Source organism: Pseudomonas sp. ITEM 17296, assembly GCF_028895205.1.
GTDB lineage: Bacteria > Pseudomonadota > Gammaproteobacteria > Pseudomonadales > Pseudomonadaceae > Aquipseudomonas > Aquipseudomonas kermanshahensis.
In genome coordinates, this window is sequence record NZ_WJRS01000010.1 from 36,621 (window position 1) to 58,511 (window position 21,891).

At 63.6% G+C, this 21,891-nt stretch carries 15 protein-coding genes and 1 tRNA gene; 12 read left to right on the forward strand and 4 right to left on the reverse strand.

The annotated features are described in order from the left end of the window. Nucleotides 1-64 precede the first annotated feature (64 nt). Nucleotides 65-2,899 carry an excinuclease ABC subunit UvrA gene (gene uvrA / locus GIB19_RS13495; RefSeq protein WP_027594876.1) on the reverse strand — a complete coding sequence of 945 codons (2,835 nt, stop codon included), beginning with the start codon at nt 2,897-2,899 and terminating at the stop codon, nt 65-67. A gap of 129 nt (nt 2,900-3,028) precedes the next feature. Between uvrA and GIB19_RS13500 the strand changes: the two genes are divergently transcribed. Together GIB19_RS13500 and GIB19_RS13505 are read left to right on the forward strand one after the other, a co-directional pair. Then, on the forward strand, nt 3,029-4,423 hold the full coding sequence (locus GIB19_RS13500) for an MFS transporter (protein WP_085274033.1): 1,395 nt from the start codon (nt 3,029-3,031) through the stop codon (nt 4,421-4,423). A 9-nt stretch (nt 4,424-4,432) separates the two neighbouring features. After that, on the forward strand, nt 4,433-4,984 hold the full coding sequence (locus tag GIB19_RS13505; RefSeq protein WP_027594878.1) for a single-stranded DNA-binding protein: 552 nt from the start codon (nt 4,433-4,435) through the stop codon (nt 4,982-4,984). Nucleotides 4,985-5,096: 112 nt separating this feature from the next. On the opposite strand, the gene GIB19_RS13510 is transcribed toward GIB19_RS13505, so the two are convergent. Continuing rightward, entirely contained in the window at nt 5,097-6,491 is a 1,395-nt protein-coding gene (locus tag GIB19_RS13510) for an aminotransferase-like domain-containing protein (protein WP_099428201.1), read from the reverse strand. A gap of 442 nt (nt 6,492-6,933) precedes the next feature. Between GIB19_RS13510 and GIB19_RS13515 the strand changes: the two genes are divergently transcribed. From GIB19_RS13515 to GIB19_RS13560, 10 genes are all read left to right on the forward strand, one after another. Next, nucleotides 6,934-7,959: a TauD/TfdA family dioxygenase gene (locus GIB19_RS13515; protein WP_027594880.1), complete on the forward strand. Its 1,026-nt coding sequence runs from the start codon at nt 6,934-6,936 to the stop codon at nt 7,957-7,959. A 31-nt stretch (nt 7,960-7,990) separates the two neighbouring features. Continuing rightward, the gene (locus GIB19_RS13520; protein WP_027594881.1) at nt 7,991-8,776 is read left to right on the forward strand and encodes a sulfite exporter TauE/SafE family protein; all 786 of its coding nucleotides are present in this window, start codon (nt 7,991-7,993) and stop codon (nt 8,774-8,776) included. Between the two features lie 22 nt (nt 8,777-8,798). Next, nucleotides 8,799-9,572: an SDR family NAD(P)-dependent oxidoreductase gene (locus GIB19_RS13525; RefSeq protein ID WP_027594882.1), complete on the forward strand. Its 774-nt coding sequence runs from the start codon at nt 8,799-8,801 to the stop codon at nt 9,570-9,572. 476 nt (nt 9,573-10,048) lie between these two features. Continuing rightward, on the forward strand, nt 10,049-13,117 hold the full coding sequence (gene fdnG, locus GIB19_RS13530) for a formate dehydrogenase-N subunit alpha (protein ID WP_155951438.1): 3,069 nt from the start codon (nt 10,049-10,051) through the stop codon (nt 13,115-13,117). After that, nucleotides 13,117-14,067 carry a formate dehydrogenase subunit beta gene (gene fdxH, locus GIB19_RS13535; RefSeq protein ID WP_027594885.1) on the forward strand — a complete coding sequence of 317 codons (951 nt, stop codon included), beginning with the start codon at nt 13,117-13,119 and terminating at the stop codon, nt 14,065-14,067. Before fdnG ends, fdxH begins: the two co-directional genes overlap by 1 nt. After that, the gene (locus GIB19_RS13540) at nt 14,064-14,720 is read left to right on the forward strand and encodes a formate dehydrogenase subunit gamma (protein ID WP_099428202.1); all 657 of its coding nucleotides are present in this window, start codon (nt 14,064-14,066) and stop codon (nt 14,718-14,720) included. Before fdxH ends, GIB19_RS13540 begins: the two co-directional genes overlap by 4 nt. Nucleotides 14,721-14,724: 4 nt before the next feature. After that, entirely contained in the window at nt 14,725-15,651 is a 927-nt protein-coding gene (fdhE, locus tag GIB19_RS13545; protein ID WP_274886801.1) for a formate dehydrogenase accessory protein FdhE, read from the forward strand. Between the two features lie 155 nt (nt 15,652-15,806). Further along, entirely contained in the window at nt 15,807-17,234 is a 1,428-nt protein-coding gene (gene selA, locus GIB19_RS13550; protein WP_274886802.1) for an L-seryl-tRNA(Sec) selenium transferase, read from the forward strand. Continuing rightward, complete coding sequence (gene selB / locus GIB19_RS13555; protein ID WP_274886803.1) at nt 17,231-19,153, forward strand: selenocysteine-specific translation elongation factor; 1,923 nt, start codon at nt 17,231-17,233, stop codon at nt 19,151-19,153. Before selA ends, selB begins: the two co-directional genes overlap by 4 nt. A gap of 6 nt (nt 19,154-19,159) precedes the next feature. Next, a tRNA-Sec gene (locus GIB19_RS13560) sits at nt 19,160-19,255 on the forward strand. Nucleotides 19,256-19,380: 125 nt separating this feature from the next. Here GIB19_RS13560 and GIB19_RS13565 read toward each other — a convergent pair. Both GIB19_RS13565 and GIB19_RS13570 read right to left on the reverse strand, forming a co-directional pair. After that, nucleotides 19,381-20,370, reverse strand: a complete 990-nt coding sequence (locus GIB19_RS13565; protein WP_274886804.1) for an asparaginase — start codon at nt 20,368-20,370, stop codon at nt 19,381-19,383. Between the two features lie 72 nt (nt 20,371-20,442). Further along, entirely contained in the window at nt 20,443-21,885 is a 1,443-nt protein-coding gene (locus tag GIB19_RS13570) for an alanine/glycine:cation symporter family protein (RefSeq protein WP_027594891.1), read from the reverse strand. Nucleotides 21,886-21,891: the final 6 nt, after the last annotated feature.

The following is a 21,891-nucleotide window of genomic DNA, read 5'->3' on the forward strand; positions in this document are numbered from 1 at the left end:
TATCCACAGTCATAAAAAGCCCCTGGCACTTACGGTGCCAGGGGCTTTTTTATGCACAGGCGGATCAGGCCCGGTCACGCTCCAACAGCGGCTTGAGGTAATGCCCGGTGTAGGACTGCTTCATCTTGGCCAGTTCTTCCGGTGTACCGCTGGCAATGATCTGCCCACCTTTGGAGCCACCTTCCGGCCCCAAGTCCACCAGCCAGTCGGCGGTCTTGATCACGTCCAGGTTGTGCTCGATCACCACCACGGTGTTGCCGTGGTCGCGCAGGCGGTGCAGCACATCGAGCAACTGCTGGATATCGGCAAAGTGCAGGCCCGTGGTTGGCTCGTCGAGGATATACAGGGTCTTGCCGGTATCGCGCTTGGACAGCTCGCGGGACAGCTTCACCCGCTGAGCCTCACCGCCCGACAAGGTAGTCGCCGACTGGCCCAGCTTGATGTAGGACAGGCCTACGTCCATCAGGGTTTGCAGCTTGCGCGCTAACGCCGGGACCGCGTCGAAGAACTCGCGGGCGTCCTCGATGGTCATTTCCAGCACCTCGTGGATGTTCTTGCCCTTGTACTTGATCTCCAGGGTTTCGCGGTTGTAGCGCTTGCTCTTGCACACGTCGCACGGCACGTAGATATCGGGCAGGAAGTGCATCTCGACCTTGATCAGGCCATCGCCCTGGCAGGCCTCGCAACGGCCGCCCTTGACGTTGAACGAGAAGCGCCCTGGGCCGTAGCCGCGTGAGCGCGATTCTGGAACACCCGAGAACAGCTCGCGGATCGGCGTGAAAATGCCGGTGTAGGTTGCCGGGTTCGAGCGCGGTGTGCGGCCAATCGGGCTCTGGTCGATATCCACCACTTTGTCCAGGTGCTGCATGCCATCCATGCTGCTGTGCGGCGCGGCTTCCAGGCTGCTCGCGCCGTTGAGCGCGGTAGCGGCGAGCGGGTACAGGGTGTTGTTGATCAGGGTCGATTTGCCCGAACCCGACACGCCCGTTACGCAGGTCAACAGGCCAATCGGGATTTCCAGGTCGACGTTCTGCAGGTTGTTACCGCGCGCGCCCTTGAGCTTCAGCGAGAGTTTTTTGTCGCGTGGCGTGCGTTTGGCTGGGACGACGATTTTCTTGCGCCCGGACAGGTATTTGCCAGTCAGCGAGTCAGGATGCGCCATGACCTCCTCGGGCGTGCCCTCGGCGACGATCTGGCCACCATGCACCCCGGCACCCGGGCCGATGTCCACCACATAGTCGGCTAAACGAATAGCGTCCTCGTCGTGTTCCACCACGATGACCGTATTGCCCAGGTCGCGCAGGTGGTTGAGGGTGGCCAGCAAGCGGTCGTTGTCACGTTGATGAAGACCGATGGACGGTTCATCGAGGATGTACATCACCCCGACCAGGCCCGCACCGATCTGGCTGGCCAGGCGGATGCGCTGGGCCTCACCACCCGACAGTGTGTCGGCGCTGCGGTCCAGGGTGAGGTAGTCCAGGCCGACGTTGACCAGAAACTGCAGGCGCTCGCAGATTTCCTTGAGAATTTTCGCTGCAATTTCGCCACGGCGCCCGGTCAGGGTCAGCTCACCGAAGTAGCTGCTGGCTTCACCGATCGGCAGGTTGGTGACGGCCGGTAGGGTTTTTTCGCCCACCCACACGTGCCGAGCTTCGCGCCGCAGACGGGTGCCGCGGCAGTCAGGGCAGGGTTGGGTGCCGAGCAGTTTGGCCAGCTCTTCACGCACGGTGGCCGACTCGGTCTCGCGGTAGCGCCGCTCCAGGTTCGGCACGATGCCTTCGAACGGGTGCGAGCGTTTGACGATGTCGCCGCGGTCATTGAGGTATTTGAAGTCGACGCTCTGCTTGCCGCTGCCTTGCAGGATCACCTTCTGGTGCTCGGCCGACAGCTCGCCGAACGGCGCCTCAAGGCTGAACCCGTAGTGCGCGGCCAGCGAGCCAAGCATCTGGAAGTAATAGACGTTGCGCCGGTCCCAGCCGCGTATAGCGCCCTCGGCCAGGGTCAGCTCGGTGTTGACCAGGCGTTTGGTGTCGAAGAACTGCTTGACCCCCAGGCCGTCACAGGTCGGGCAAGCACCGGCCGGGTTGTTGAAGGAGAACAGCTTGGGCTCCAGCTCACTGATCGCATGGCCACAGACCGGGCAGGCGAAGCGGGCGGAGAAGATCATCTCTTCGCCTTCTTCGTCGTCCATCGGCGCCACCAAGGCGATACCGTCGGCCAATTTGAGTGCCGTCTCGAACGACTCGGCCAGACGCTGCTGCAGGTCGGTGCGGACCTTGAAGCGGTCTACCACCACATCGATGCTGTGCTTCTTCTGTTTATCCAGCTTGGGCAGCTCATCGAGCTCGTAGAGCTTGCCGTTGACGCGCGCGCGGACGAAGCCCTGGGCGCGCAGCTCGTCGAACACTGCCAGGTGCTCGCCCTTGCGCTCGCGTATCACCGGTGCCAGCAGCATCAGCTTGCTGCCTTCGGGGCGCTCCAGTACCAGGTCGACCATCTGGCTGACGGTCTGCGCCTCCAGCGGGATGTCGTGGTCCGGGCAGCGCGGCGTGCCAACGCGGGCGTAAAGCAAGCGCAGGTAGTCGTAGATCTCGGTGATGGTGCCCACGGTGGAGCGGGGGTTGTGCGAGGTCGACTTCTGCTCGATGGAAATGGCCGGGGAGAGGCCTTCGATGGTGTCGACGTCGGGCTTTTCCATCATCGACAGGAACTGCCGGGCATAGGCCGACAGGGATTCGACATAACGGCGCTGGCCTTCGGCGTACAGTGTGTCGAACGCCAGGGAGGACTTGCCGGACCCGGACAGGCCGGTGATGACGATCAGCTTGTCCCGCGGCAGGGTCAGGTCGATGTTCTTCAGGTTGTGGGTACGTGCCCCACGAATCAGGATCTTGTCCACTGCGGCCTCGCTCGGCGGGCATAAACAAAGAAGTATACGGCGCGCTGCCAGTACGCGGCAAAGCGTCGCGTATATGCCGTCAAGCTGTCGGACTGATAGAATCGCCGCCGGTTCACACGAGGTTAATCCATGCACGACACCCACAACGAGCGCATGAGTGGCAGCGAAACCCGCGCCGCAGGCGGCCTGGCCCTGGTCTTTGCCTTTCGTATGCTGGGCATGTTCATGGTCTTGCCGGTGCTGGCCACCTACGGCATGGACCTGGCCGGTGCCACCCCCGCGCTGATTGGCCTGGCCATTGGCGCCTACGGCCTGACCCAGGCGGTCCTGCAGATCCCGTTCGGCATGGTGTCCGACCGCATCGGCCGGCGCCCGGTAATTTACCTGGGGCTGGTGATCTTCGCCCTGGGCAGCGTGCTGGCGGCCCAGGCCGACTCTATTTGGGGCGTCATCGCCGGGCGCATTCTGCAGGGCGCGGGGGCGATTTCCGCCGCCGTCATGGCACTGCTGTCCGACCTGACCCGGGAACAGCATCGCACCAAGGCCATGGCCATGATCGGCATGAGCATCGGCCTGTCGTTCGCCGTCGCCATGGTCGTCGGCCCGCTGTTGACCCGTGCCTACGGGCTGTCAGGATTGTTCTTGTCCACGGCAGGGCTTGCGCTGGTGGGCACCCTGCTGATCGCCTTCGTCGTGCCTAGCACTCACAGCACCTTGCAACACCGTGAGTCAGGCGTTGCCCGCCAGGCACTGGGCCCGACCCTGCGCCATCCGGACCTTCTGCGCCTGGACATCAGTATCTTCATCCTCCACGCCATCCTCATGGCCAGCTTCGTCGCACTGCCCTTGGCCTTCGTCGAGCGTGGCGGCCTGCCCAAGGAAGAGCACTGGTGGGTCTACCTGACCGCGCTGTTCATCTCATTTTTTGCAATGATCCCGTTCATCATCTACGGCGAAAAAAAGCGCAAGATGAAACGCGTACTGGCCGGAGCGGTCAGTGTGTTGCTGCTGGTCGAGGTGTTCTTCTGGCAGTGGGCTGACAACTTGCGCGGACTGGTGATTGGCACCGTGGTATTCTTTACCGCATTCAACCTGCTGGAAGCCTCGCTGCCTTCGTTGGTGAGCAAGGTGTCGCCTGCGGGTGGCAAGGGAACGGCGATGGGGGTGTACTCCACCAGCCAGTTCCTGGGCGCCGCCCTGGGGGGCATCCTCGGTGGCTGGTTGTTCCAGCACGGTGGGCTGAACATGGTGTTTCTCGGTTGCGCGCTGCTGTGTGCCGTATGGTTGGTCGTCGCATTGCGCATGAACGAGCCGCCGTATGTGACCAGCCTGCGCATGCCGCTGACGCCCGAGGCAGTCCGGGAAGCCGGGTTGACCGAACGCCTGATGGCCGTGCCGGGTGTGACCGACGCCGTTGTGGTGGCAGAAGAAGCCGCCATCTATATCAAACTGGATACGAAAATTTTGGACCGTACGACCCTCGAGCGTCTGGTAAACCCAGCCTCTTCGGCGTGCGAAGCCTAGGAGAACGTTATGGCCCGTGGGGTTAACAAAGTCATTCTGGTCGGCACCTGTGGCCAGGATCCCGAAGTCCGCTACCTGCCCAACGGTAACGCCGTGACCAACCTGAGCCTGGCTACCAGCGAGCAGTGGACCGACAAGCAGTCGGGCCAGAAGGTCGAGCGTACCGAGTGGCACCGTGTGTCGCTGTTCGGCAAGGTTGCCGAAATCGCCGGCGAATACCTGCGCAAGGGTTCGCAGGTGTACATCGAAGGCAAGCTGCAGACCCGCGAGTGGGAAAAAGACGGCATCAAGCGCTACACCACCGAGATCATCGTCGACATCAACGGCACCATGCAGCTGCTGGGCGGCCGTCCGCAGAACCAGCAAGGTGGCGGCGACCAGTACAACCAGGGTGGTGGCAACAACTACAACCAGGGTGGCCAGCAGCAACAATACAACCAGGCGCCACCACGTCAGCAGGCCCAGCGCCCGCAACAGGCTCCTCAGCGCCCAGCGCCGCAGCAGCCAGCGCCGCAGCCGGCGGCTGACTTTGACAGCTTTGATGACGATATTCCGTTCTGATCAGAGCGGTTAGCGTCGAGCTACAGCGAAAACCCAGGGCAAATTGCTCTGGGTTTTTTTATGCAAGGCGCAAGAGCGCCTGTCCAGAGTTGTGGAGCTGGCTACACCGGCCCTAGTAAAAAAGCCGCGGCTCCGGCGAATCCAGCAAGCTGACCAGCTTGGTCAGGGCAAAGCCCAACTCCGTGCGGCTTGGCGTCATCAGTGCGATACGCACGCCGCAGGTGGCAGCGCTGCGCTCCGGCAGGAACTGACTGCCACTGACCACGGTGACGCCATTGTTGCGCGCCAGGTTGGCAAATTCGTCGCTGGTCCATGGCTCGGGCAGCTCCAACCAGAGATGGAAGCTATTGGGCTGGCTGCGGACCTTGTAGTTACCCAGGATCTCACGGGCCATTTGCTGGCGCGCGGCCGCTTCGTCCTGCTGCACCTGCACCAGTTGGTCGGCCATGCCGCTGTTGATCAGGTTGCTGGCCAGTTGCGCCATCAACGGCGAGGGCATCCAGACGCTGCTGCGCACCATCGACGAGAGCCGCGAAAGGGTTTGGGGCGGGGCATAGAGGTAACCGATCCGCAGCGCGGGGAGCACGCTTTTGGACAAGCTGGTCAGGTACACCGAGCGCTCTGGGGCATAGGCCGCCAACGGCTTGTAGTCAGGTGCAGGTTCAAGGAAGCCATAGATATCGTCATCGACGATGAACAGGTCGAACTCGCGGGCGATCTCGGCGATGGCTTCACGGCGCGCGTGGGGCATGATCGAGTTGGTGGGGTTCTGGTGGGTGGTCACGCACACCAGCAGGGAAGGGCGGTGTTCCAGGCACGCCGCGCGCAAGGCCTCGGGAATTAAACCGTGCTCGTCCATGGCCACGCCGCGCAGGCGGCGCCCCATGCTGTGCGCCAGGGAAATGATGCCCGGGTAGCAGAATGACTCGCACAGGATGACGTCATCGTTCTTGGACAAACTGCTGATGGCCACCAGCAGCCCGTGTTGGGCGCCCGAGGTCAGCACCACCTGCTGCCAGTTCGCTTCGGGTAGCCAGCGTTGAATCCAGGCCGCACCGGCCTGCTTGTGCGTCGCGTGGCCACCCTCGGTGACGTAATCGAGCACCTGGGCCAGGTCGGGAGATGCTGCCAGTTCGTTTATTGCCCCGCGCAACCAGTCGGTCATGTGCGCGTCATTGGGTTTGATGATCGAAAGGTCGATCTGGCCACTCTCGCGCTCGGCTGGCGCAGGCATGGGGCGTGCTGCCGAGGCTGGCGCATGCGCCGGGCGTTGCTGCAACACAAAGGTGCCGCGGCCGACCTCGCCCACCACCAGGCCCCGTTTGGCGGCTTCGTCATAGGCGCGCCCAATGGTGCCAGGCGTCACGTTCAATGATTCGGCCAAGTCCTTGAGGGTCGGCAGGCGATCGCCAGCGGTCAGTCGGCCGCTGCCGATGTCCTGTTCAAGGGCGTCGGCGATCATCAGATAGACCGGCTGCGCCAGGTCGCTGTAGTGAGGAACCCACATAGAAATGGCACCAAAGGCTGCAAGAACGCGGAAGCCTAGCACGAAAGGTCTGATAGGAGTAATTGTGTTTTCTTGTAGGCAAATTACATCGATTGAGCTGGCTTTTTCCGGCGAGATGAGCGACTGAAGGTCCTTCGGCTTCGGCAGCGCTCGGCGAACTGCTTCAGGGAATTCAGTGGTTTTTCCAGAAATCTTTTGAAATCAATAAGTTGATTGAATCGATGCAATCGATGTGCTCGCGCTATGCTGAAATAAATTGAGTCGATTCTATTTTTGTAATTACAATGATTGAGTCGATGCAATTTGCGGGGTGCCGCCCTGGCTCCACTTATCTCATCGCACAGCTGTGAACGGCTTCAAAAAAAGACAACGTCTGCCGCCTCTGCCCGGCTTAGCACGACACCGAATGGCCTCAAGCTAGCTCAATGGAATATCACTCGAAATGGAAAGCGCACACCTGCAACAAGGAGCCGAGCCTCAGACTTCACTGGAGATCCGCCTGCCTTGGGTAACCTCAAGTGCCTGGCAAATCTTGCTGAACAATACCCCCCTCGATTTTGAAACCAGCAAAGAGCTCTACCCTCAGCTCAAGGATCAGGCGCAAGAGGTGCTGGGCAACGCACTGTGCCAGCAGATTCGTGGTTTCGTCGAAGACCCGCAACTGACCAGCATGATCGTGCGCAATTGCCCACGCGACCGTGACGTACCTCCTACGCCGTACTCGGGGGTGCTCAGCCCGCGCAGCACGCCGATTGCCTGCCTGGTCAGCCTGACCATGCAGAGCCTGATGGGCATCAACCCGATCGTTTATGAGGGGGAGAATGACGGCCGGCTGTTCCGCCATGTCATTCCGGCACGCACTTCATCCAGCCACAAGAGCTCCCACGGCTCGCGGCTGCGTTTTTCCTACCACGTCGACAACCCCGACCTGCCGCTGTCATCCGAACCACTCGGCACGGCCTCCTGCTGCCCGGAATACCTGTCGTTCTTTGGCATGCGCTGCGACCCGCGCATCAGCACAACGCTGGTCAACCTCGATGCGGTAGTGGCGGCGCTGCCGTCGGCCACCGTGCGTGAGCTTTGCCTGCCTCAGTTCGAAATCCGCCGCCCCGACTCGTTTACCGCCAATCGGCGATGCACCGCCGAGTTGCCCGTGCTGGCGCATGGCAATGCCGGCGAGTGGTTGTGCCGTTTCGACAGCGAGAACACCCACGGCCTGAACCTGCGTGCCGAGCAAGCCCTGGCCAGCTTGCGCGGTGTGCTGGAGACCCGCCGCTTCGACGAGCCACACCTGCTGCTGCCGGGCGACTTCATGATTTTCAAGAATCAGCGTGTGTTGCATGCCCGTGATGGCTTCGAGCCGCAGAACGACGGTGCCGACCGCTGGCTGTTGCGCCTGTTCGCGGTCAACGACCTGAACCGAGTGCATTTCGCCCGTGCGGACCACCTCTACGAAGTGCGCTCCTGATCTTTCTCAACGACTCGATGGAAGTAACGATATGGAACTGTTAGGCGCTTTCTGGGCGGAACACTGGCTGCTGGCGATCCTGATGCTGGGGGCGATCGCGTTCATTGCAGGCTTCGTCGACAGCATTGCCGGTGGCGGCGGGTTGTTCCTGGTCCCTGGGTTTCTGTTAGTGGGCATGCCGCCTCAGGTGGCTCTCGGGCAAGAAAAATTGGTGAGCACACTCGGCACGCTGGCTGCCATCCGCAACTTTCTGGCCAACAGCAAGATGGTTTGGAAGGTGGCGCTGGTCGGGGTGCCGTTCTCGTTGCTCGGCGCTTATCTGGGGGCGCACCTGATCGTGTCGATCTCCCAGGAGACCGTGGGCAAGATCATCCTGGCTTTGATCCCGTTCGGCATCCTGATCTTCCTCACCCCCAAAGACCGCCCGGTCGAGGAGCGCGAACTGTCGCCGCGCACGCTCTACACCGTGGTGCCGTTGACCTGCCTGACCATCGGCTTCTATGACGGCTTCTTCGGCCCAGGCACCGGCAGCATGTTCATCATCGCTTTCCATTACCTGCTGCGCATGGACCTGGTCTCCAGCTCGGCCAACTCCAAGACCTTCAACTTCGCCTCCAACATCGGCGCGCTGGTGGCGTTCATCATGGCCGGCAAGGTTGTGTACCTGCTGGCCCTGCCACTGGTGGCCTGCAACATTCTCGGCAACCACATGGGCAGTGCCCTGGCCTTGCGCAAAGGCAACGACGTGGTGCGCAAAGTGTTGGTGTTCTCGATGCTGTGCTTGTTCACCAGCCTGGGCGTGAAGTACCTGGTTTGACCTACCTACTCGGAGATAACTGATGAAAACCGCATTCGTAACCGGCGCCTCCTCGGGGTTTGGCCGAGCCATCTGCCGTACGTTGATTGCCAAGGGCTACCGCGTGATCGGTGGCGCCCGGCGCATGGACAAACTGCAGGCGCTGGAGGGTGAACTGGGGGTCAACTTCATCCCCTTGGCGTTGGATGTCACCGACCCTGCGTCGCTTGAAACGGCTGTCGAGCAGATTCGTGATGCCTCGCTGCAAATCGATCTGTTGGTCAACAACGCCGGGCTGGCGCTTGGGGTCGATCGCGCCCAGGCCAGCAGCGCCGAGAATTGGCAGCGGATGATCGATACAAACATCACCGGGCTGGCCATGGTCACCCACAAGATCCTGCCGCAGATGGTGGAAGCAGACAGCGGGATGATCATCAACATCGGCTCGATTGCCGGCACCTATCCCTATCCAGGCGGCAACGTGTATGGCGCCAGCAAGGCATTCGTGCGCCAGTTCAGCCTCAACCTGCGTGCCGACCTGGCCGGTACCCGCGTGCGGGTGAGCAATATCGAGCCGGGCCTGTGCTCGGGCACCGACTTTTCGGTGGTGCGCCTGAAGGGCGACCTGGACGCGGTGGAGGCGCTGTACCGCGACGTGGAAGCCATCCTGCCGGAGGATATCGCGGCTACGGTGGCGTGGATCGCCGAGCAGCCCGCGCATGTGAATATCAACACCCTCGAAATCATGCCGGTGGCGCAGAGCAGTGCGGCGCTGAATGTGGTGCGAAATCTGCCCAGGCCGTTGGGCGCTGCTTGATAGAGGTGCGCGCGCAGGGTGTTCGCCGTAACATTTTCGGCGCTTATGAGATCGAGCGCCGCCCGCGCGGCGCTTCGCGGGGCAAGTCGGACCGCCGCACCGCCGCTCCCACATCTGTTTCGGGCCAGTGAGGCCTGTGGCATTTGCGCGCGACCGCCTTGTTTGTCCGACGCGATATCGAGGCGGGCGCCAAGGGGCCGCGCGCCAATGCCTCAGGAATAATTGGCCCGAAACAGATGTGGGAGCGGGCTTGCCCCGCGAAGCGCCGCGCGGGCGGCGCTCGATCTCACAGCCGCTGGAGATGTTATGGCGAGCACCTGTCAGCCTCCACACCGATCCCCCCCTGACCCCTGTCATAGCACCTTCCCGATTCTTGACTAGTCTTACCTATCGGCGGCCATCAAAAACCCGCCACCGTGACTACCAAGAGGCGCCGGCTATGTTCCGCGCGTCCACCACCTGATCAGGAGTGCACGATGGACCTCAACCGTCGGCAGTTCTTCAAGGTCGCCGCTGTCGGCCTTGGAGGCTCGAGCCTGGCGGCGTTGGGCATGGCCCCGACGCCGGCCTTCGCCGAGCAGGTGCGTCACTTCAAGTTGGCGCACACCAAAGAGACCCGCAACACCTGCCCCTACTGCTCGGTCGGCTGCGGCCTGATCATGTACAGCCAGGGTGATGCGGGCAAGAACGTCAAACAGAACATCATCCATATCGAAGGCGACGCCGACCACCCGGTCAATCGCGGCACCCTGTGCCCGAAAGGCGCGGGCCTTCTGGACTTTATCCACAGCCCAAGCCGCCTGCAGTACCCCGAGGTGCGCAAGCCGGGCAGCAAGGAGTGGGTGCGGGTGGAGTGGGACGAGGCGCTCGACCGCGTCGCCGACCTGATGAAGCAGGACCGCGATGCCAACTTCATCGAGAAGAACGCCCAGGGGCAAACCGTCAACCGCTGGCTTACCACCGGTTTTCTCGCCGCCTCCGCCGCCTCCAGCGAGGCCGGCTACCTGACCCACAAGGTTGTTCGTGCAACAGGCATGCTGGGGTTCGATAACCAAGCACGTGTCTGACATGGCCCGACGGTGGCAAGTCTTGCCCCGACGTACGGCCGTGGTGCCATGACCAACCACTGGTCCGATATCGCCAACGCGAATCTGGTCCTGGTGATGGGGGGCAACGCAGCAGAAGCGCATCCGTGCGGCTTCAAGTGGGTGACCGAAGCCAAGGCGCACAACAAGGCGCGGCTGATCGTGGTCGACCCGCGGTTTACCCGTACCGCCTCGGTGGCGGACTACTACGCGCCCATCCGCACCGGCAGCGACATCGCCTTCATGGGCGGGCTGATCAATTACCTGCTGAGCACCGACAAGATCCAGCACGAATACGTGCGCAACTACACCGACGTGTCGTTCATCGTCAAAGAAGGCTATGGCTTCGAGGACGGGCTGTTCAGCGGCTACGACGCGGCCAAGCGCGTGTACGCCGACAAGTCCGGTTGGGGCTACGAGCTGGGTGAGGACGGCTTTGCCAATGTCGACCCGACCTTGCAGCACCCGCGTTGCGTGTTCCAGCTGATGAAACAGCACTACAGCCGCTACACCCCGGAGCTGGCCAGCATGACCTGTGGCATGCCGCAGGACGCCATGATGAAAATCTGGGAAGAGATCGCCACCTGCTCGGTACCGGGCAAGACCATGACGATTCTCTACGCACTGGGCTGGACCCAGCACTCGATCGGCGCGCAGATCATCCGCAGTGCGGCGATGGTGCAGCTGTTGCTAGGTAACGTCGGCATGCCGGGTGGTGGGGTCAACGCCTTGCGTGGGCACTCCAATATCCAAGGCCTGACCGACCTCGGCCTGCTGTCCAACTCGCTGCCGGGTTACCTGACCCTGGCCGGTGATGCCGAGCAAGACTACGCCGCGTTCATCGACAAGCGTGCCTCCAAGCCGCTGCGCCCTGGGCAGCTGTCCTACTGGCAGAATTACGGCAAGTTCCATGTCAGCCTGATGAAGGCCTGGTATGGCGCCAATGCCACGGCGGAAAACAACTGGGGCTACGACTGGCTACCCAAGCTCGATGTGCCGGCCTACGACGTGCTGCGCATGTTCGAGATGATGGGCCAGGGCAAGGTCAACGGCTACATCTGCCAAGGCTTCAACCCGATTGCCGCGCTGCCGGACAAGAACCGTGTCACCGCCGCGCTAGGCAAGCTCAAGTGGCTGGTGATCATGGACCCGCTGGCCACCGAAACCTCGGAGTTCTGGCGCAATGCCGGGCCGTTCAACGACGTCGACACGGCCAATATCCAGACCGAAGTGATCCGCCTGCCCACCACTTGTTTTGCCGAGGAGGACGGCTCGCTGGTCAACAGCAGCCGCTGGCTGCAATGGCACTGGAAAGGTGCCGACGGCCCGGGCCAGACCCGCACCGATGTGCACATCATGAGCGAGCTGTTCTTGCGCCTGCGCCAACGCTACCAGGCTGAGGGCGGCGCTTACCCCGATGCGCTGATGAACATCAGCTGGCCGTACAAGGTCCCTGAAGAGCCGTCCCCGGAGGAGCTGGCCAAGGAAATGAACGGCTGGGCGGTAACCGACGTCACCGACCCGACCGGCGCGGTGCTCAAGGGTGGGCAACAGTTGTCGGGCTTCGGCCAGCTCAAGGATGACGGCAGTACCGCTTCGGGTTGCTGGATTTTCGCCGGCTGCTGGACCGAGCAAGGCAACCAGATGGCACGCCGCGACAACAGCGACCCGTACGGCATGCACCAGGTGCAGAACTGGGCCTGGGCGTGGCCGGCCAACCGCCGCATCCTCTACAACCGTGCCTCCAGCGACCCGCAAGGCAAGCCATGGGACCCAGAGAAAAAACGCCTGGTGTGGTGGAACGGCAAAGCCTGGACCGGTACCGATGTGCCCGACTTCAAGGTCGACTCGCCACCGGAAGCCGGGATGAACCCGTTCATCATGAACCCCGAGGGCGTGGCGCGGTTCTTTGCCATCGACAAGATGGCCGAAGGCCCGTTCCCCGAGCACTACGAGCCGTTCGAAACGCCGATCGGCATCAACCCACTGCACCCGCAGAACAAGAAGGCCACCAGCAACCCGGCCGGGCGCATCTTCGATTCGGTGTGGGACAGCCTCGGCACCCATGATGAATTCCCTTACGCGGCGACCACCTACCGGCTGACCGAGCACTTCCACTTCTGGAGCAAGCATTGCCGGCTCAACGCGATCGCCCAGCCCGAGCAGTTCGTCGAGATCGGCGAGGTGCTGGCGAACGAGAAGGGAATCAAGGCAGGTGACCGGGTGCGGGTGTCGAGCAAGCGCGGGCATATCGACGCGGTGGCGGTGGTGACCAAGCGGATTCGCCCGCTGCAGGTCAACAACCAGACCGTGCACCAGATCGGCATCCCGTTGCACTGGGGCTTCACCGGGGCAACCCGGCACGGCTACCTCACCAACACCCTGGTGCCGTTCCTGGGTGATGGCAACACCCAGACGCCGGAGTCCAAGTCGTTCCTCGTCAAAGTGGAGAAACTCTGATGGCCAGCCAAGACATCATCGCCCGCTCGGCCACCACCACCGTACCGCCTTCGGTACGCCAGCAGGAGGAAGTCGCCAAGCTGATCGATACCACCAAGTGCATCGGCTGCAAGGCCTGCCAGGTGGCCTGTTCGGAGTGGAACGAGCTGCGTGACGAGGTTGGCCACAACCACGGCACCTACGACAACCCCCAGGACCTCACGGCCGAGACCTGGACCCTGATGCGCTTCACCGAGCACGAGCGCGACGACGGCAACCTGGAGTGGCTGATCCGCAAGGATGGCTGCATGCACTGCGCCGACCCCGGTTGCCTGAAGGCCTGCCCGAGCCCGGGGGCGATCATCAAGCACGCCAACGGTATCGTCGATTTCAACCAGGACCACTGCATCGGTTGCGGCTACTGCATCACCGGCTGCCCGTTCAACATCCCGCGCATATCGCAGAAGGACCACAAGGCGTACAAGTGCACGCTGTGTTCCGACCGGGTCAGCGTGGGGCTGGAGCCGGCCTGCGTGAAAACCTGCCCGACCGGGGCGATCGTTTTCGGCAGCAAGGACGAGATGAAGGTGCATGCCGCCGAGCGCATCGTCGACCTCAAGTCACGTGGCTACGACAACGCCGGGCTGTACGACCCGGACGGCGTCGGCGGCACCCATGTGATGTACGTGTTGCACCATGCCGACACCCCTCGGCTGTACGCCGGCCTGCCGGACCAGCCGGTGATCAGCCCGCTGGTAGGCTTGTGGAAAGGCTTCACCAAGCCGCTGGCGCTGCTGGCCATGGGCGCGGCGGTGCTGGCTGGGTTCTTCCACTATGTGCGGGTTGGCCCGCAGCGGGTCGAAGAGGACGAGCACCCCACGCCGCCTGATGACAGCGTGCACCAGGTGGACCCTGCGGTGCATGTGTACGATCCGAAGCAGCCCGGTGGGCAAGGGGAGCAACGGCCATGAACCACAACAAGCCTATCCTGCGTTACAACGCCAACGAGCGGACCAACCACTGGATTGTCGCCATTCTGTTTTTCATGGCCGGGCTGTCTGGGCTGGCGCTGTTCCATCCGGCACTGTTCTGGCTAAGCCACCTGTTCGGCGGTGGGCCGTGGACACGCATCCTGCACCCGTTCATGGGCGTGGCCATGTTCGTGTTCTTCCTCGGCCTGGTGGTGCGTTTCTGGCGCGCCAACTTCATCACCGCCAACGACCGCCTGTGGCTGCGCCGCATCGACCGGGTGATGGTCAACCGTGAAGACGGCGTGCCGCCCATTGGCAAGTACAACGCCGGGCAGAAGCTGCTGTTCTGGACGCTGCTGCTGTGCATGCTGGTGCTGTTGCTGAGCGGTGTGGTCATCTGGCGCGCGTACTTCAGCCATTTCTTCGATATCGGCTCCATTCGCCTGGCTACCTTGTTGCATGCGCTGGCGGGTTTTGTGCTCATCCTTAGCATCATTGTGCACATCTACGCCGGTATCTGGATCAAGGGCTCCATTGGCGCCATGCTGCATGGCTGGGTCAGCCGCGCCTGGGCCCGCAAACATCATGAGCTGTGGTACCGCGAGGTGACCGGCGACAAGCCCCCGGGTGATCACGGACGTAAAGAAGGATGAGTACATGAGTACGATACTCGTACCCGGGCAGATCGAGGCCTCGGCGGTGGCGCCGCCCTTTTTGCACCTGCCACCCAAGGGCTTGTTTGCCCTGCGTGCGGAGCGGCTGGAGCTGCTGGCTGAAGGTAATGCCCTTGGCGATTACCTGTGGCTGATCGCGCGGCTGTGCCACCTCCAGCAGTGGCTTGTGGATAACCCGCCTGGTGCTTTGCCTGTGGCCGAAGACCGCCAGCGCCTGTGCATAAGTCATGGGCTGCCGCCGCTGGCAGCCGACAGCCTGGTGCGCGAAGGGCCGTGGCTGGTCTGGCTGCAGGCGTTGCTCGATCAGTTCGGTGAAGTGGCCACGGGGCCGTTGGCTGAAGCGCTGCAGGCACTGCGCAACAGTGACGACGGCCGGCGCAAGGGCTGGGGCATCGCGTTGCTGGCAGGGCAGTTCGATGCCGTGCCGGCCGCGTTTGTGCCGTTTCTGGGCGCGGCGCTGCAAGCCGCCTGGTCCTATTGGCTGCTGGCGCTGCCGGCCTGCGAACTCAAGCCGGCGGGCAGCCTGGCCCAGTGCCCGGCCTGCGGGTCGCCGGCGTTGGCCGGTGTGGTGCGTAACCGTGGCAAGCATAACGGTCTGCGTTACCTGGCCTGCTCGTTGTGTGCCTGCGAGTGGCATGTGGTGCGGGTCAAGTGCGTGTACTGCGAGTCGAGCAAGGACCTGCGCTATACCAGCTTGGAGGATGATCGCCATGCGCCGGGCAAGGCGCCGTTGCAGGCCGAGTGTTGCCCGGGGTGCAACACCTACCTGAAGCAGCATTATCTGGAGAACGATGCCGCTGCCGAGCCGCTGGCCGATGACCTGGCCAGCCTGGCGCTGGATATCCGGCTGGATGAGGAAGGGTTTCATCGCCTGGCGCCAAACCTGCTGCTGGCGCCGGGTGGCGGGTGAGTGTCTACACTGCAAGATCGAGTCGCGCCCTTCGCGGGGCAAGCCCGCTCCCACAGGTACTTCGCTGTATTCGGAACCAGCAAGTTCTCTGTGGGAGCGGGCTTGCCCCGCGAAAGGGCCAGAACAGACAACGGATCAGCTGAAGGTAGTACCTGATGTCTTCAAGCCTCGCCAACGACACCCCACGCCTGCCTTCCATCGACACCCTCCTGCGTCATCCGGCCTGCCTCCCGCTGATCGACCGCCACGGCCGCGACGCTGTACTCGCCACCCTGCGCCAACTGCTCGATGACCTGCGCGAGCCCGCCCATCTGGGCCAACTCAGCGCTGCCGAGTTGGCCGCAGAGGTACTGCTCGGCCGCACTGGCGAGCGCCTGGCTACCCAGCAACGCAGCCAGGTCCGCCGGGTGTTCAACCTCACCGGCACCGTGCTGCACACCAACCTCGGCCGCGCCCTGTTGCCGGAAGAGGCTATCGACGCCATGCAGACCGCCGCCCGTTACCCGCTCAACCTTGAGTTCGACCTGGCCACCGGCAAGCGCGGCGACCGTGACGACCTGATCGAAGGCCTGATCCGCGAATTGAGCGGTGCCGAAGCCGTCACCGTGGTCAACAACAACGCCGCAGCGGTGCTGCTGGCGCTGAACAGCCTGGGGGCGCGCAAGGAGGGCATCATCTCCCGAGGCGAGCTGATCGAGATCGGCGGGGCCTTTCGTATCCCCGACATCATGGCCCGTGCAGGCGTACGGCTGCACGAGATCGGGACCACCAACCGCACCCATGCGCGCGACTACGAGGCCGCCATCGGCCCGCGCACCGGCCTGCTGATGCGCGTGCACTGCAGCAACTACAGCATCCAGGGCTTCACGACCCAGGTGCCTACCGCCGAGCTGGCGCGCATTGCCCATCACCATGAACTGCCGCTGCTCGAAGACCTGGGCAGCGGCAGTTTGCTTGACCTTACCCGCTGGGGCCTGCCCGCCGAACCGACCGTGCGCCAGGCACTGGCAGATGGCGCCGATATCGTCACCTTCAGCGGCGACAAGCTGCTTGGCGGGCCACAAGCCGGGATCATCGTCGGGCGCAAGGACCTGATCGCCAAGATCAAGAAGAACCCCCTCAAACGTGCGCTGCGCGTCGACAAGATCACCCTCGCCGCCCTTGAAGCGGTGCTGGCGCTGTACCGCAACCCGGACCGGCTGGCCGAGCGCCTGCCCAGCCTGCGCCTGCTGACCCGCAGCCAGGCCGAGATCCAGGCCCAGGCCGAGCGCCTGGCGCCCGAACTCAAAGCCCGCCTCGATGGGCAATGGGCGGTCAGTGTGGAACCGGCACTGGGCATGATTGGCAGCGGCAGCCAGCCGGTGGCGCGCCTGCCCAGCGCCGCGTTGTGCCTGCGCCCGCAGGTGTCGAAGAAGCTGCGCGGGCGCAGCCTGCATGTGCTGGAGCGCGCCTTGCGCGAGTTACCGGTGCCGGTGCTGGGGCGTATCGACGACGATGCGCTGTGGCTCGACCTGCGCCAGTTGGACGATGAAGCCCAGTGGCTGGCGCAGCTGCCTGCCCTGCAACTGGGGCCGGTGCAGTGATCGTCGGTACCGCTGGCCATATCGACCACGGCAAGACGGCGCTGCTGCAGGCCTTGACCGGGCAGGCTGGCGACCACCGTCAGGAAGAACGCGAGCGCGGCATGACCATCGACCTCGGCTATCGCTATGCCGCACTGGCCGAAGGTGCGCCACTGACCGGTTTCATCGATGTGCCGGGCCATGAGCGCTTTATCCACAACATGCTGGCAGGGGCGCACGGCATCGACCTGGTGTTGCTGGTGGTGGCTGCGGACGACGGCGTCATGCCGCAAACCCGCGAGCACCTGGCGATCATCGAGTTGCTGGGCATTCCTCAGGCGTTAGTGGCGGTCAGCAAATGCGACCGGGTAGCGCCGGCTCGCCTGGCAGAAGTGCACGCGCAGATCGCCGCGCTGCTGGCGCCGGGGCCGTATGTGGGGGCCTCGCAGTTTGCACTGTCGAGCATCACGGGCGAGGGTGTGGAGGCATTGCGCCAGGCACTGCTGCAGGCGCAAGGGCGCGTGCGGCAGCGCAGTGTGCGCGGCGGTTTTCGCCTGGCCATCGACCGCGCCTTCGCGGTGTCTGGCGCTGGCGTGGTGGTCACCGGCACGGCATTGGCCGGCCAGGTCAGTGCGGGTGACACCCTGTTGTTGGGCAAGGCTGGCAAACCCGTGCGGGTGCGCGGCCTGCATGCCCAGAGCCAGGCCGCGCTGATGGCCGAAGCGGGCCAGCGGGTGGCGCTGAACATCGCTGCCGAGCGGTTGTCCGTCGAACAGGTGCACCGGGGTGACTGGCTGGTGCCCGAATGGCTGCACGCACCCAGCGTTCGGGTCGATATCGAGCTGACGTTGCTGGCGGGGGAAACCCGCCCGTTCGAGCACTTCAGCGCTGTGCACGTCCACCTCGGCACTCAGGATGTGACCGCCCGCGTGGCGCTGCTCGAAGGTGAGGCACTGCTGGCCGGCCAGCGGATGTTTGCCCAGTTACTACTCAACGCGCCGCTGCAGGCCGTGCATGGCGACCGGCTGGTGCTGCGCGACCAGCGCGCCCAGCGCACGCTGGGGGGCGGGTGGGTACTTGACCCGTTTGCGCCCAGTCGGCAGCGTCGAAGCGAGGCGCGGCTGCGCCAGTTGCAGGTGCTGCGTGATGCCGAGGGCCTGGAGCAAGCGTTACCCGCCTTGTTGGATGCCGCGCCCGCAGGGCTCGACCCGCAGCGGCTGGAGCGACAGTTCAACCGCCTGCGTGCGAGCTGGCAGTTGCCCGCGAATGTTCTGGTGATTGCCACGCGCCAGGGGCCGTTGCTATTTGCTCGTGCGACGTGGGATGCGTTGAAGCAGCAGGTGCTGGAGCGGCTGGCACTGTTTCATCAGCAGGAGCCTGACCAACTCGGCCCGGACCGCGACCGTTTACGGCGCTTTGCTGCCTTGCCGCTGGAGCGTCCGGCGTTTGTCAGCCTGCTGGATGAATTGCTTGATGAGGGGCAGGTTGCCAGCAGCGGCCCGTGGTTGCACCTGCCCGATCACAAGGTGCAATTGAGTGAGGCCGATAACGCGCTATGGGCGCGGTTGGAACCCCGCTTGCTGGAAGGGCAGTACGACCCGCCGTGGGTGCGGACGCTGGCCAGTGAATTGGGCTGCGCCGAAACGGATGTGCGCTTGCTGATGCGCAAGCTGGCCAGGCTGGGCCTGGTGCACCAGGTGGTGCGGGACCTGTTCTACCCGGCTGCGACGGTACAGCGCATGGCCGCGCTGCTGCTTGGCCAGGTGAGTGAAGCGCCGGTAGTGCAGGTGGCTGCGTTTCGCGATATGTTGGGCATCGGTCGCAAGCGCAGTGTGCAGATTCTTGAGTATTTCGACCGCATCGGCCTGACCCGCCGGGTGGCCGACCAGCGTTACATCCGCGCCGACAGCGCCCTGGCCCAGCAGCAGGCCAGGCACTGAGTTCTAGGAAGGCAATCGCGCCCGGTGGCGCGGCCGGGCTTCAAACCCGGTTGGGGACGGCAGCCGTTCCCGGGCAGGTTCGACTCCCGCTGCCTTCCGCCATTAACTTCTCCCTTTAGGGCCTCTTCGCGGGTAAACCCGCTCCCACAGGGGCTTTACAGTTCTTGAGACGTGTGCAGTACCTGTGGGAGCGGGTTTACCCGCGAAGAGGCCCTAAAGCGCGACGCTTAAGCCCGCTCTCCACACAGATCCAGCGCAAACCACTGCTCAGCAGCTTCTGCACCCAACCCAGCCCCCAGCAGCGCAAACAGTTTGCCCAACGCTGCCTCACGGGTCATGCCGCCGCCACTGACCAGGCCAGCGCCACGCAGGCGGTTACCCGCCGCATAGGTATCGAACACCACCGACCCTTCCGGGCATTGGCTGATCGCAACCAGCACCACACCCCGCTGACGCGCCGTTTGCAGTACGTCCAGCAATGCCTGGTCATCCGAGGGCCCTGTGCCGCTGCCGTAGCACTCCAGCAGCAAACCTTGCACGCCGCTGTCGAGCACTGCCCGCAGATGCCCGGCCTGCAAGCCAGGGAACACCGGCATCACCGCCAGGTTGACCGGCTGGCGCGGGTGCTGGTAGCCAAGCTCGGCGGGCAGGGTGGTGGCACGCTCACCGTCGCGATGGCGCGGCAGCGCGGCAAAGGCATCGAAGGCCTCGCTGCGCAGTTTCGAGGCCCGGCAGCCGTGCAGCAACTGCCCGTGGAAGTACAGCTGCACGCCGTCTTCCAGGCCTTGTTCGAACTGGCGCAGGGCGCCGCACAGGTTGTCCCAGGCATCGCTGCCCGGTGCGCCGGCCGGCAACATCGAGCCGGTCAACAGCACCGGCACCGGCAAGCCAAGCAGCAGGAACGACAACGCCGCGGCGCTGTGAGCCAGGGTGTCGGTGCCATGCAGGACCAGCACCGCATCATGGCCGGCAACGTCCACCGCCTCGACGATGGCATCGCGCATGGCCAGCCAGTTGTGCTGCTGCATGTTGGCGCTGTCGAGCAGCGGGTTCATTTCCTGCAGTGTCCAGTGCAGTTGGGGTGCATCGGCCATCTGGGCGAAATGCTCGCGCATCCGCGCCTCGAAACCACCCGCTGGCGCCAGGCCTTCTGGGGTTTCGAGCATGCCGATGGTGCCGCCGGTGTAGAGGACGAGAAGATTCTTTACTGCGCGCATGGAGATCATCCGAGGCGGTAAGCGGAGAAAGAAAAGCCGCCCGCAGGTGGGGCGGCTGGGCAGGGCAGGATATCAGCGCTGAAGCTGGGCTTGGCCCACGGCTTTGTCAGCGGCTGTTTCGGCTTGCGTATTGGCAGGCCAGGCATTGCGGTCCAGGTCCAGGTCGGCAAACTTGGCCGAATCGAACACTGGCTGCTTGATGCCAGCCTTGCGCTGATCATCGTAGTCGCGCATCACCCGCAGGCCGACCTTGAACAGCAAGGCCAGGGCAACCAGGTTGACGAAGGCCAGGCAGGTCATGGTGATGTCGGCGAAGGCGAACACGGTCGACAGGTCCTGCATCGAGCCCCACACCACCAGCGCCAGCACCAGGCCGCGGAACAGCATCAGCACGGCACGGTTGCGGGTCAGGAACTGCAGGCTGTTTTCGCCCAAGTAGTAGTTGTAGAGGATGCAGGTGAAGACGAACAGCGACAGCGCGACGCTGACGAACAGGCGCCCCCAGTCACCGACCACGGCGGCCAGCGAGTTTTGGGTCAGGACGATGCCGTCACCTTCGAAGCCTGGGGTGTAGAAGCCCGACAGCAGGATCAGCAGCGCGGTGCAGGTGCAGATCACGAAGGTGTCGAGGAACACGCTGAACGCCTGGACCACGCCTTGCGCGCCCGGGTGCTTCACGGCCGCCACGGCAGCGACGTTGGGCGCACTGCCCAGGCCCGCTTCGTTGGCGAATACGCCACGCTTCACGCCCATGACGATGGCACTGCCCAGCAGGCCGCCGAACGCGGGGTCGAGGCCGAAGGCGCTCTTGAAGATGGTTTCCAGCATGGCTGGCACGTGCTCGATCTGGGTGCCGATCACGTACAGCGTCACGCCGATGTAGGCCAGCGTCTTGACCGGTACCAACAGGTCAGACACGGCGGCGATGCGCTTGATGCCACCGAGGAAGGTGATGGCCAGCAGCACGGCCAGGACGATACCGGTGTGCTTAGGGTCGAAGGCAAAGGCGTTCTGCAGCGAGTGGGTCACGGTGTACGACTGCAGGCCAATGAAGGCGAAGCCGTAGGTGACCAGCAGCAGGATCGAGAACACGATGGCCATGTTCTTGCGCTTCAGGCCGTGCTGGATGTAGTAGGCCGGGCCACCACGGTACAGGCCGTCACCGTCTGCGCGTTTGTAGACCTGGGCCAGCGTGCATTCGAAGAAGCTGCTGGACATGCCCACCAGCGCGGTGACCCACATCCAGAAGACCGCGCCTGGGCCGCCCAGGGTCACGGCAATGCCAACACCGGCGATGTTACCGGCGCCAACGCGGCCGGCGAGGCTCAGCATCAGGGCCTGGAAGGAGCTCAGCTGGCCTGCCTGGCCACGCAGCGATTCCTTGAACACACCGAACATGTGCGCAAAATGGCGGAACTGGACGAACCGCGAGCGGATGGTGAAGTAACCGCCGAGACCGACGATCAACACGATGAGGAGTTTCCCTGAAAGGAAATCGTTGAGTACTTCGAGCATTAAAAT

Coding starts and splice junctions, on each gene's coding strand:
- GIB19_RS13500 (WP_085274033.1), top strand. CDS start 3,029: ATGCACGACACCCACAACGAGCGCATGAGTGGCAGCGAAACCCGCGCC.
- GIB19_RS13505 (WP_027594878.1), top strand. CDS start 4,433: ATGGCCCGTGGGGTTAACAAAGTCATTCTGGTCGGCACCTGTGGCCAG.
- GIB19_RS13510 (WP_099428201.1), bottom strand. CDS start 6,491: ATGTGGGTTCCTCACTACAGCGACCTGGCGCAGCCGGTCTATCTGATG.
- GIB19_RS13515 (WP_027594880.1), top strand. CDS start 6,934: ATGGAAAGCGCACACCTGCAACAAGGAGCCGAGCCTCAGACTTCACTG.
- GIB19_RS13520 (WP_027594881.1), top strand. CDS start 7,991: ATGGAACTGTTAGGCGCTTTCTGGGCGGAACACTGGCTGCTGGCGATC.
- GIB19_RS13525 (WP_027594882.1), top strand. CDS start 8,799: ATGAAAACCGCATTCGTAACCGGCGCCTCCTCGGGGTTTGGCCGAGCC.
- fdxH (WP_027594885.1), top strand. CDS start 13,117: ATGGCCAGCCAAGACATCATCGCCCGCTCGGCCACCACCACCGTACCG.
- GIB19_RS13540 (WP_099428202.1), top strand. CDS start 14,064: ATGAACCACAACAAGCCTATCCTGCGTTACAACGCCAACGAGCGGACC.
- fdhE (WP_274886801.1), top strand. CDS start 14,725: ATGAGTACGATACTCGTACCCGGGCAGATCGAGGCCTCGGCGGTGGCG.
- selA (WP_274886802.1), top strand. CDS start 15,807: ATGTCTTCAAGCCTCGCCAACGACACCCCACGCCTGCCTTCCATCGAC.
- GIB19_RS13565 (WP_274886804.1), bottom strand. CDS start 20,370: ATGCGCGCAGTAAAGAATCTTCTCGTCCTCTACACCGGCGGCACCATC.
- GIB19_RS13570 (WP_027594891.1), bottom strand. CDS start 21,885: ATGCTCGAAGTACTCAACGATTTCCTTTCAGGGAAACTCCTCATCGTG.